Origin of the sequence: Pseudoalteromonas sp. MEBiC 03485 (genome assembly GCF_004195145.1) — a bacterium.
Lineage (GTDB): Bacteria > Pseudomonadota > Gammaproteobacteria > Enterobacterales > Alteromonadaceae > Pseudoalteromonas > Pseudoalteromonas apostichopi.
The window spans coordinates 19,606-33,693 of sequence record NZ_SGBT01000003.1 but is presented as its reverse complement, the minus strand read 5'-3'; the positions used below and the strand labels follow the sequence as shown (position 1 = coordinate 33,693).

Below are 14,088 nucleotides of genomic sequence, written 5' to 3'. Positions count from 1 at the left end.
TAACGACACGATGGCTGATAAAAACACAAAAAATCAAGATTATCTACTCGTAAAGGTTGAAGGATACAGTGCAAATGGCAAGTACATGTATGCACGGAAATTTCCGAGTGGTGAGAAAATAAGTATTACGGGGCACAGCAGTGTCAAAAGCGATTTCATTGGTTATTTAGCAAACACTGAAGACAACCGACATGCACCAAAGGGTTCTGTAATTGCCTTGTTCAACGTATCAAACCCAAAAGATAACTTTCATGTTTGCCGTTGGGCCAAAGCCATCAGTAAAAAGCCACAATCTGAAGATGTCATTGTCACCCCTATGACGGTTTCACCAGTGCTTGACCTTGGTAATGGAAAAACCCAAGTACTTGCTCGCGCTCTCGATCCAATCCCGTTTACTGCTAATAAATCAAGTGACATTCGTGCGGTTGCAAAATCAGTTATTGAAGACAAAGACCAAGCTGACATGTTAAAGGGTAATAGAGGCTTCATGGTACGTGTTCATACCGCTGGTCAAGGTGGTGTAGAGTCAGCTTGCTTTAAAGGTATTCCAAATCTGCCTATAGATGAAATACTCAATATCCATCTTGGAGGGCATGGAAAAGAACCATCAAAACCGATGAAGGCATTACTAAATGCGATTAACCGAGCAAATCAAGTAAGCACAGCGCAAATTGAAGTGGTTGGCTTTACAGATGCACCCGTTTTCAACTTTGGTAACTCTAAAAACGATGAAGATTTAGCTAACACGCCTAATTTTAAAGTTAAGAACAAGAACGTTATTTCAGCGACCTTTTCGAATGCAGCCATCACCATTGATAAGCAGGGGAATAATAAGATTTTGCGCGTCACTGCCTTACCTGACAAAAACATCATAAGTGATATGCACGGCCTAGTCGGTAACCATGACCGTAATGAAGTCAACACAACGCCATACCTTTTACCGAAAACATTGGTAAGTTCAGAAACGGAGCAATCTAAACAGCGTAAGCGCTATCCAGTCACTATCACCCCTTATATAGATAAATCTAATCAGAAGTATAACTCTATCCTAGTGACAGTAAACGATGATGCACCTGATGGTGTCCACCAGCGTGTAGTCAATGCGATAAGTGGTATTGTTCCCCGTAAAGGAGCTGGTGGATACTTCTTTGATAAGAAATATAAAAATAAAATCAACTCTGCATTATCAGACCTAGCAGGTACTCCCGCACTGTATACAACAAACGGGAGTATTGGTGAAGAACGCTATACGTTTATTGCAGGTCGCACAAATGAGCCTGAGTTTAAAGCAATTCTTGATGACGCAACAAAAACATCTGAATTAACAGCATTCCCTGGCGGGTTATATGGTGTCCCAGAAAATAAATCCATACAAAGCATGAGTCTATTTTCTGAACTACTGAAAAAACCGGCGTCTTCTGAGCTTGCTAAGAGCTACTTAGCCACAAAACCAGAGAACAAGCAGTCACACACATCTAAACCCCGAACGCAGCGAGAATCAAAACCTACCTATACTGAGTGGTTGCAAAACACATTCAGTGAAAACCCGACTAAAATTGCTAGTGATTTTGACCTCGAAATCAAAGCGCTTGCGGAGCAAGCAGGTATTGATTGGGATGCTACTAAAGACAACCTTATCTGGCCTACTATTAACGGAAAACCTGAATCAATAAAAGGCAAAGCGAATGTAGTGCCAAAAAACCCAGCAGACAACGGTAGCTGTTATGTCTCGACTATATTCAACTCATGGTTATCAAAGAAAGGGGAGGTGCAATACGGTATTGCAATTACCTTCACCAATCTTAATAAAAGCCGTGATGAACGATGGACGTATCTGTCACATGAAGACACTTACAACCGATATAGTGATGAAGTCTGGGGCAATAAAAAGGTAGTTCAAAAACCAACACTGACACCTGAACAGTTAAAAGCTGAGCAAGATGCCATTGAAGCTGAAAGGAAACGAAAACTAGCTGTTCGTATTGCAAATGCTGACGCAAGCAAACATGCAGCCTTTAATGAATTTAGTGCCCTTCCTCCATACGGTAACACACCACACCGAGAACTTGAGCGAAAGCAATTACCTGAATTTACTAAATGGACCAATGCCAAAGCTTACACATTGAAGTTTGGAGGTGAAAATAACAGAGCGCTTGCATTTGCTGCGTATGATATTCATGAGCGCTTTGTGGGCTATCAATATGTAACTGAAGAAAAATTGCTACTCAACAAAGAAAAGCCTGAGAAAAAGAACAGCTGGAGCAATAAACTATTTAATACTGGTTTTCAAAAGGACGATGTAAGAACAGGCCTACCACTTGGTACGCACCACACCATTGGAGAAATAAATCCAGATAAGCCGCATGCTATCCATTATTTTGAAAGTTACGCCAATGCCGGTTCAGGTTATAGCTTAACAAACCAGGCCAGCGTGATCTGTTTTGATAAAGATAACATGAAAAAAGTCATTGGTTTAATGAGTAAAAAGTACCCTAATCATACTCATGTACATGTTGCTGATAATGACAGATATTCAAGTCAAAAAGGCAATGTTGGTGTTATGGCTGCGCTTGAAAACGCTTATAATTTTAACGCTAAAGTTGTTATTCATGATGTTTCTACCATCCCTAACTTTGCTGAACAAAAGCTCTCTGATGCAAGTGATTTATTCGTAAGTAATAAACGTCAGCAGTTACTTGATGAAATAAATAATCCACTTGATGTCAGTGATGTTGCTTATAACAACCTACTAAAAATCCAACACTGTGCTGAAAGCCACCTAGATGAATACATCGCGCTAACGGCAGCTGCATTAGAAAGTAGTTCAACACAAAAGGATGTATTGGATGCAATACAGGGCGCTTTGACGTTGCGCAAAATTCAATACAGCATGGTTGAGCCAACCTACGTATCTAAATACAGCAATGGGATCACAACTGAGCAATTGAATGCGTTGCGAAAGCCAAATGAAAATGCATTTGATAAAGTTGATTATGACCTTGTGCAAAACACGCAGACTGATACAAGTGCCTCAACTACGGTTGCAAGCGCTTCAGAAGTTACAATTGATAAAACAGATGCAGCTAATACTGAACGGTCACCATGGAATGTGATCGTAGCTGGGGTCCAAAATCCACACCCAAGAGCGGGTGAACCAGCAAGAGTCATTACAGAAATATCAGATACAACAGGTGAGCATAAACAGCTTATTGAAGCGAAGCTTATTGAACTAAAAGTTCCGTATAAGTTTAGCCAACAACAAAATAAGTTTTACGCTCCTTACAAGTTCATTAATCTAATTAATAGTGGCTTATCTGATGTAACAGGTGCAGCAAAGTATTACGCGGGTCGCTCAAAGAGTGGCAACGCAAACGAAACGGTTATTCGTGGTGACTTCACAAACCCAGACAATAGAGAAGAAGTCGAGTCTATTGTTGGTCAACTTGGCATTCGCTATAACAATGAGCAAATGGGTTACGTTATAGAAGATCCGAATACATTTGTATTTGTAAAAGAATCTCTTGCAGATGGTTTTAAAAAACAGAACCCTGATGTCATCGCCCTGCACTCTTTAGAGATGTCTAATGAGCAACAGACGCTTTCTAATGTAATTGATAAAACGGCGTTCTCATTAGGCCTTGAAAAATCACAACTCGCTAAGCAGCAGGTTAAGCTCAATCAACACAACCCTATTGTTGCAGAACTAAATAGCCCGTTAATCGCTGGTGTTTACTCATTAGCTGAGCAAAAAGTCGCAAGCAGTGAACTTGCTAAAGATCTAATGCCAAGCAAGCGCGTGTTCATACAGCAACGTACCTTGTTGACGATGCTAAAATCACTGCACCTGACACACCCTACTTTAGAGCACACATACCAAGATGATGTAAGTGAGGCAATTGCAATACTGACCAAGCAAATGCCTGTAAAAAAGCCCCAAACAGCGCTCGAAGCTGATACAAAAGCGGAACTTGCATCTACTGACAAAACAAGTACCACTTCACAACAGCAAGGAAAATTCGACGCTGTAAACGTTACTGAAACGAATGTAAGTGAACATACAGATAACCAAGCTAACAACGACAATATCGCACCTAACGATGCAGATGAGGTCAGCGTTGAATCCCCAGCCAGTGAGGAAGAGTTAGAGAAAACTGAGCAACATCATGACTTACTGAGCGATATCAACCGCGCAGCACTTCAAGATAGCGTTACCTTGCAAGAGCAATTGCTTCAATTTAGAGAAGTCGTTGAAGCTACGTTTGATAACTCACAAATCACACAAGATGTTATCAATGAATCAAATGACAACTTAATGTCAATTGATGAACAAGCTGTAACGATTAAGCCAGTTGAAGCCCCTGATAGCCCCCACAAATCAGATGAAGAAATTCGTTTGCGAAACCTGTTAGAGTTTACGCAGACTTACCTTACAAATGGGTATACCCCCGAAGAAACTACAGATGCGTTACGTGAACCTGGTAGCCCATACTATGACAATGTATTAGGTTATCAAGAAAATATTCTTAGAAAAGACATCCGCAAAGTACATGGTACGTCATTAGCTAAAGAATATACTTTCCCAAAAAATATCGAATCACCATTTTTGTTCATCGCAACTGTTGAGCAAGAAAATATTGAAAGACGTTTAATCGCATTTGATGCTTTCCTTGAAAAGATCGTTGTAGCTAACCCTACGATGGAGCCTAAACGTATTTCTAAGTATCTAATTAAAGGAACTTACTCAGGTTCTGAACCGCACCCTTACTTCGATGTTGAGTCTGGATTTAATAAAGATTTACTAAAATCTGACTTGAATACATTTTCTGATTCAGGGGAAGTGATCACCCCAACAGCTTACTTTAAGCAGAAACAAGACGAATATTTGGGCTCAGTATCTCAAGGTAACACAGTCAGTGATGATGAGGTAGAAACCCAATTCAAACCTCACTTGATCAGCGCTATGCCTCCACCACCATCACTTGTAAAGTCGAGCTCTGAAGCTGTCGTTGAAACGCGCACAGATGATAAACCACAAGCCGTTATTGATAATGAGCAAACTGATAGCACGAGCACATTACCTTTAGGTTCTGTTGATACATCTACGTTTACTGTTAATGACACTGACACAACAGCGCAAGTGTCATCAGATTTAGCAGTGAAAAGCGAGTCAATTGTTGATGCACAACAACTAAAAGAGGCGGTAGATAATGATAATTCAGACTATGACACGTTTTATCAATTAGCACTGCAGTGCGCTAAAGAGCAAATGAGTTATGAAGAATTCTACGAGTCGGTATTTACTGAAGGTGGCGTGTATTTTTACGACAACCCATTTGTTGTTGGCGATAAGCTCTCGAAAAAAGACGTTGTCAATGCATTAACACCTAACGGTTTTAAATCTCCGAAAAGCTTTTATGAGTCAGCGTTCATTGATGCTATTGGTAAATCTCAAAGCGCGGTTGAACTCACACGCAGTACAGGCCTATTACCAAGCTTCGTTGAACTTAATGGTGGTATAGGCAAGCAATTTGATGCGGTAAGTACACTTCTTAACGCTAAACCTGTGTTAGAAATTGATAAAGCATTAGAGATCACCAAAGGAAGCTTCAGCGATTGGTACAATAACGGTAATAATACTATTGCGGTACCATTTCACCATATTTTCACAGAGAACTTAAATCTAACATCGGCTAAAGAACTAAGCGAAAGTTATACACTGGATGACATTAAGCTACTAGCGGATGTAATGAATATTGATGCAAGCAGTAATAACTCCCAAGTTATTGCAGAGAATACACTGCAGCAATGGAAAGCAATTCAATCGCTAAATGATTTAACCGCAAATGACTTGGCTGAACTTCCGACTAACGAACTGCATGTTATTGCCGATTCATTAAGTGTAGCGCAATCTCCATCTAACACTATCCTTGCCAAAGATATCCTTGATAAATGCGAGGAACTAAAACAATTACGTCATCTAAGGATTGCGCAGTACAGCTATGTCCTTTCTGCACTTACTGTCGAAAAAGAGCATGGCCACGTACCACCATTTGTATACAGACAACTTAATAGCTTACTCAGCGAAGAAGCTAATTACAGACCGCTCGTTGAAAATAACCTTAAAAAGGCAGAGTTAGCTAAGCTCTCTAATGCTGCAGAGCAAATGAAACAGTATATTGCTAAGTTAAGTGATGCTGAACGTCGACATGCGTTACTTACACCGGTGCCAGAAAAACCGCAAATGGTTGGTGTTGAAAACGCGGATATTATCGGTCTAGGTAGTTACGTGTATAAGGTAACTGACGGTGATGCTGTAAATACACCTAAGCCGCCACACATGACTGGCTTTGCTATCTATGGTGACAATTTAATTCTGGCCCCTGCAGCATTCCCTGCAAATTCGCTTTACAAACATAACCTACAACCAGTCAGTAATAATGCCCTTGTTGAGGCTTACACAAGTGCTCAAGACTTATTCGACAAGCAAGATTATGTCGCCTTCAGTACGCAAAAGGGTAGCTTTGGAGTTATTCAGCGACAAAATAAGAATGTCGCACTGCTTTTAAATGATGAGGGTAACGATGAAACTCAAGTGTTTAAGCACAAAACATTTGAGAAGGCATTAGAGCAAGCATTTGATTTCTTCCCGCCTTCATCAATTGAGTTTACAGATGGTTTTAGCGGCAATACCAATGATGACAGATTGACAAAAATAAACAGCATTAGTGCCGCTTTAATGCCAATCAATGCAGACAAGGAAATTGATCAAGTTACTCTTGATATCGCTACTAACATAGTAGAAAAAGCGAATGAGCTTAACTATAAGCCACAGCAAGAGTCATCAGACAACACTATACAAGCCACTATTATTCTCGATGAGTTAGCTGAATCAATTCAGCGTGAAAACTTTAATAAAATGATTAAAGGCAATGCTAGCGCAAATCCTAACTCAGAATTGATGGCTTACGCTGCGTCTTTAGCCTCGATGATTGATTCTGGTCAACCAGAGCAAAGCGAAGAAGAACTTAATTTAAACAACCTACTCAATGAGCTTTCAACTAGTGCACTAAGAGATTTGAATACGGCCTTGACACTTGAACCAGGTGTGTCGACTGCTGATGAATATATGACTCCACAAACTAATGATGATTATCTTCAGGTTAGTGACGAAGAGCATGACTTCTTAACAAGTGAACTTGAGGGTGAGGAAATACCGCATTTTGAGATCGAAGATGAAGATGCTCTGCTTGAAAAAATAGGGGCATCCCTCGATTTAACGGATGATGAGCGTGCGTTTTTACAAGCATACGCAGATGAAGAAGATGACGCCACTCCTCACATAGAAAATAATAGCGCTGAGTTGACTCCTAACACACAAGAGTTAGATGTTAATACAGACAAAGAACAACAAGTCACTGATACATCAACTGAAGAAGAAATAGCTATAAATACCCCTGTTTCATACACATTGAATGGAAATGTGAAATTTGGGTATGTCGTTGATAATGGAAATGGACGTGAGGTAGTTCAATACACTTATCAAGATATAAAAACAAACACAGAAGGCTCTGCTAATCACCTTTTGGTTACCCAAGGTGCTATCAAAAAGCCTATTTTTGCAATGAGTATGAAAGAGTATGCCAATGCGATAAAGAACACGGCTAGTACTGGATATGAACCAATTGACCGCATTCTCAATAATTTAGATAGAATTAATTCACTATCAGTAAAAGAATTGAAAGTTTTGGGTGAATTAACAGGTGTGATTGAACCCAACACTGGATTTATTCTTGGTAACACCATCACACCATTAGTTGATGATTATTTTAAAGTTAACCGAATTGCAGTTACCCCTAAAGATTTGGTTTCTAACGAACAAAAACGTTTTGTAGCCGAGTATTTTGGAAGTGATACTGCGTTCGAGAACATTGATGAGTTATCTAAAGAGCTGGTGGATGCAACGAGAGAGCGTGTTGTCAATGCAGCCTATAATGGCTTAATCGCACAAGCAGAAAAACAAGGAATTTCTCAACGCATCATTAATCACGAAAAAAATACTTTCTCGGCTATTTCAGTTGAGCAAATAGAAAATGTGATGCGTGCTAGCAAAAAGCAGATCACAGATATAGCAACATTACCTACCGAGGTACTTAACGCTAAATACACTATCAACAACAGTGCTCAAATCAACTCAGAGATTGCACAAAGTCACGATAACGTTGTGTCCATCAGAGAAGTCAAAGAAACAAAGGGCACCGAAGTATATGCAATGTATTACGGTAATCTTGTACTGGCAAACCTAAATAGAGATCTTCTAGCTAGTAATAAACAAGCAGAACTTACCTTCACTGATAGTGAGGATGAAACACATGTATTTAGTGAAGATGTGCACGCTATTTCGTTTGAAATAGAAACGATAAAACAAGAAGCTAATTCACTTCAAGATGAATACTTTGCTTCATTAGAGAATAAACCGGTAAATGAGATCACAGCCCCATACATGGAGCAAGATATCGACACTGACAGTGCTGAGTATGTGTTCTCTCATGAACTTGCAAACTTGATGATAGAAGCGACTAAATCAACATCAATATTGGGAGCAAAAATACCAAAAGGTTACGATTTATGCATTACTAATAATCAATACCATATCGAAAACACAGTGTCAGAATTGGCGAAAGAGAGCTACGATAATATAAATCAGTTTGATGATATTAAAGCACTTAACACCGCAATTTTGACTGCTAAACGAGAAGTTAATAACGAGGTTTCTAATGACAAATCTAACACCTTACGGAGTGATAGTTCAGAGTCACTTGAAAATGAACTGCCCGACACTATTGAAGACTCTGTTGCAAAACAAGACGCTGGAGCAGTACACAGTGGAAAAACAAAAGGAACTGAGTCAAGTCGTGGACAGGATCAGCAAGAAGCTGATGAAAAACCATACATCGAGCAAAACGTACATCGAGAACACGACAGCGCTAGAAGCAATCCAACAAGAAGCGCTATCTCAAGCGAAGACATTAGTGCTACCGGCTATGGAATCCGAATAGAGCCTAATCTTAACTTTAGGTATAGCGACCAATTAATCAGTGCTATATCAAGTTATAAAACGGAAAGTGAAGCATACGAGATAAACTTGGCAGCTATTAAGCTCGCTAAGGAATTAACCACTGCTAATCGCCTAGCAACACAAGAAGAAAAAGACATTTTGGCAAGTTACAGAGGCTGGGGAGGCTTATCACGCATCTTTGATAATGCTCACTCAAGCCACTCTTCTAAGCGTGCTGAATTAAATACATTGCTGTCTACTGATGAATACCAGTCACTGAAACGCTCAACACTAAGCGCTTTTTATACATCACCGGTTATCGTATCGAGTGTATGGGATGCAATGGAGAAAATGGGGTTAAAAGGCGGTTTAGGATTAGATCCTGCTTTTGGTGTAGGTAATTTTGCAAGTGCTATCCCTGAGTCGCTAAGCGAAACAGTCGCATTACAAGCGAAAGAACTAGATCCACTTACGGCAGAAATTGCTCGCCATATTCATGGACCTCTTGTACGTCAAGAAGGCTATGAAGAGGCTAAAATCCCAAAGAATACTTATGACTTTGCAATAGGCAATGTTCCTTTTGGTGATTTTAGAGTACACGATAAAGCACATAGAGACTTTGCTAAACACCAAATTCACGATTACTTTTTCTTAAAATCATTAGATAAAGTAAAGCCAGGTGGTTTTGTTTCATTTATCACATCGAGCGGTACATTAGATAAAGCATCGCCTGTGGTGAGAGAAAAAATTGCTCAAAGTGCCGATTTAATTGGCGCCATTCGCCTACCAAGTAATGCATTTTCTGATAACGCGAGAACAGATGTAAACTCTGATATTATCTTTTTACAAAAGCGTGAGCCAAACAAAGAACCTAGCAACACCAACTGGCTTAGCGTAGGTGAAAAGAGCATCCCTGTCAGTGTGCATGGTGGTTATGAAGAAAAAATCAGTGTGAATCAATACTTCATTGATAACCCAGATATGGTCCTTGGGAAACAACATATCACTACGGGTCAGTATGGAAGAAAGACATACCGTACAGTTTTAGAAAGTGATTTAAAAGAAGCGCTAGATAATGCAATCAGCAAACTACCCAGTGACATTTATTTTGAGCACCAAGAAAGCCGTAATGTAATTGATACAACTACCCCGCAACGCGACATTCTCCTAGAAGAAAAACGCTTAGGCTCATATCAACTAGATGCCAATGGAAATGTAGGCATCGTTATTGAGGAGTTTTCTTTCAACGCAGAAACTGAACAGCTCGAATCACAACAGTTCCTAGAAACTGTTGCACTTAAAAAAGCACAAATACCACGAATGAAAGGGCTCATTGAATTACGTGACCTTACGCGTGAGCATATCAACTTAATGCTCACCGAAAGTAGTGACGATGCATTTAAACAATCAATGCAAAAGCTCAACGAAACATATGATGCATTCACTAAAAAGTTTGGTGAGCTGAATAAACGAGGCAATAAACTCGCGTTTAAAGAAGATCCTGATTCATACCTAATATTGGGTCTTGAGCACTGGGATGGTAAAACCGCTGAAAAAGCCGATATTTTTACAGAAAGAACGATTTACCCTCGCAAAGAAATTACAAATACTGACAGCGTTGAAGATGCTGTGATTATCTCTCTGTCAGAAAAAGGGGCTGTGGTACCAGAGTATATTGAAAGCCTAACGGATAAAAAATGGCCTAATATTGTCTCTGAGTTAGGCGATTCTATTTTCCTTAACCCGACTTCAATGGAGTGGGAACATAGCAGCACCTATCTGTCAGGTCACGTTGTGAACAAGCTCAAAGACGCTCAAGCAGCCGTTGCTACAAATGATATATTTAAACACAATATTGAGAGCTTAAAAGAAGTACTTCCGACTCCTATCCCTTACTATGAAATTAGACTTAAACTTGGCTCTAGCTGGATACCTGAAAGCGACATTCAAGACTTCGCTAAGTTCATTGTTACAGGTGAAAATGAAGCCTGCACCGAAAAAGAAGCACAAAGCAAATTTAAAGTCGCTAAAACAAGAGGCAACTGGGATATAAACCTATCTCAATTTGAAGTAGGCGTAAACTCTGGTCGTACAGAGGGTGAATTCGGTACTCCCAGTTGGCCTGCTGATAAGCTAATGCTTGCCATTCTTAACAATCGTTCTATTGTAGTTAGAGCCAAAGACAGTGAGGGTAAGTCATACATTGTTGCTGAAGCAACAGCAGAAGCGAATGCCAAAGCTGACTTAATAAAAGACACCTTTAAGCAATGGATTTGGGAAGACTCAGACCGAGCGGCGCGTTTGGAAAAACTCTATAACGAGAAAATGAATGGCTATATTGAGACCAAGTACGATGGGTCTAAAATCGTCATTGATGGCCTTTCTCCTGTGTTACGAGGTAAAGAGTTTAAACCAAGACAGAATCAGCTGAACGCGATACAACGCTATTTAGTTGATGGCCGCGCGCTCTTCTTGCATGACGTAGGTGTTGGTAAAAGCTTCGCGCTATTAGGTTCAATTATAAAAGGTAAACAGGTTGGCAAGCACAACAAAGCGCTATTAACCGTACCAAATCCTGTTTTTGCCCAAATGCAAGACTTAGCGCTTAACCACTTCCCTAGCGCGAAGATACTGATGGTAGATGCTAAAGCGCTTAACGCTGACAACCGTAAACGCACACTGTCTTCTATCACAACGAACTCGTGGGATGCTGTTATCGTGTCTCATTCTATTTTGCCAAAAATAGATATTCCTGCAGAGTTTAAATTGGATCTCATTGATGAAGAGTTGGCTCAAATAGAGCAAGCAATGAACTCACTAGAAGACCAAGGGTATGTAGGCAAGCTATCTGTGAAAGCGCATGCTAAAAAGCTAGAAAACGCGAGAGCTAAAATCATTGACCGTATTGATTCTGATGGTAAAGATGATGTCGTTAACATAGCTGAAATGGGGATTGATGCAATTTTCGTAGATGAAGCTGATGAATTTGTTAATTTACCTAAAATCACCAACATGAACCACGTTGCGGGTGTAAACACGGCTGAATCTAAAAAGGCATGGAGCATGTATTACTTAACACAATACATGCACCACATAAATGGCAACCAAGGGGTTGTGCTAGCGACTGGTACTGATATCCGCAATAACATTGGCGATCAGTTTACAATGCTTCGATTCCTTGCTCCGGACTTGTTAGAAGAGCAAGACATTGCCCTATTTGATGACTTCATTGGTACTTTCGGTGAGATTAAAACACAATTTGAAATTGCACCTGAAGGGTCAGGTTTTATTGAAAAAACACGCTTAAATAAGTTCTATAACTTACCAGAACTTTCTATGCTATACCGCCAGGTAGCTGATATCGTCAATGCTGAAGATGCTGGCGTACAAAGACCTGTTATCACAGAAAAACATGTTGTTGCAAATAGCAGTGAAGAATTGAAGTTGTATATGGCTGTGTTGGCCGAACGTGCTAAAGCTGTAAGGAATGGTGATAACAAAAGCGATAATTTACTTGCAATTGCCAACGCTGGTAGAAAAATTGCTTTAGATGCACGCTTTATCCACCCTGCTTTACCTGACTTCCCTGAGAGCAAAGTTAATCTTTGTGTTGAAAATGTTCTAAATGAATACCACACAAACAAAGCATTAAACCCATCTCAAATTATTTTTGCTGAGTTTGGTATTCCAAATGATGAAGGTAAATTTGATTTGTACAATGACATTAAATCTAAACTGGCAGCTGGTGGCATACCTGAAGAAAAGATTGTCTTTGCGCGTGACTATGAAACCGATGCACTAAAGCAAAAGCTCCAAGAGCAAATGAACAGTGGTGATATTGCAGTAACGATTGGTACCACTATGAATATGGGAGTGGGTAAAAACGTACAAGAGCGACTTGCCGCAATTCACGATCTTTCTTTGCCTTGGCGTGTACGTGACATGGAACAGCGTGGCGGGAGAATAGAGCGTTTTGGCAACATCTTTGAAAATGCAACGCGCTATAAATATTCGACTGAAGATAGCTTTGATTTATTTATGTGGAGCAAGTTAAAGCAAAAAGCGCTATTCGCTGCACAGACAAAACGCACACCTAGAGATGCAGCGCGTGAATTTGATGAAGAATTAGATATGTCCTATTCAGAGATAATGTCAGCGGCTACTGGTAACCCACTAATAGAAGAGTCTATTACGTTAGAAGCTGAGGTTGATAAGTTAAGCATGCTGCAACGTAGCTATCACCAAGCAAAAGCAACCCGCAATTCACAGATCGAGCGCTCAAGTGAGCATATTGATTGTCTAAAAGCGGATATCCAATCAATTGAGACAAAAACTGTTTTATTTGGCGATCACAAAATAACCTTACTTGGTAAGCCTCTAGAAAGTTATGAAGGCAACTTTGAGGGCGCAGCAAAGGTAATCAACAAAGCGATAAACGATGCGAAAAAGAAAAAGACAATGGAGCACTCATTTCATGTCGGTGAAGTTAATGGAAATAATATTTATGTTAACGCAACCTCTCTCACTAAAAAACTAGCATTGACGATTGAGGGGCAAGGAAAGACTGAGGAAGTCGCAACACAACATTTTGCTGCCTCACTCCTTCGCTCTTTGGTTAATTTAAACCAAGGTCTTAGTGAAAGTAAGAAATCGGTAACCAGTGAAATTGACTTTTTTGAGAAGAAAATTGAATCATTATCTGAAGCTAACAAACAACCTTTTGAACACGGCGATAAAATTATTGCTGCGAAACAACGTTTGACAGAGGTCCAGAGGTTAATTGCAGAGCAAGTTGAAAATGAGGCCGAGGAAGAAAGTGACCAAACACCTACAGAAAACTGGGAGCAGCATTTAAACGAAGTCATTAGCAATCAGTTATCATCTGATTTAAACGCTCTTTCTAATAAGAGTGAATTGCAAAATGAAGATAATAACGCTGATGACCGTCCTGCACTTGTATTAACGTAAAAAAATGCCCTAGCAAGATATTAGTCTTGCTAGGGCGCAAGTACCAGAATACGGTACGGAAAAGT

1 protein-coding gene is annotated in these 14,088 nt (G+C 39.9%); it reads left to right on the top strand.

Annotation, left to right across the window (positions count from 1 at the left end):
• Positions 1-10: 10 nt before the first annotated feature.
• Entirely contained in the window at positions 11-14,023 is a 14,013-nt protein-coding gene (locus EVU92_RS20675) for a hypothetical protein (RefSeq protein ID WP_130053061.1), read from the top strand.
• Positions 14,024-14,088 lie beyond the last annotated feature (65 nt).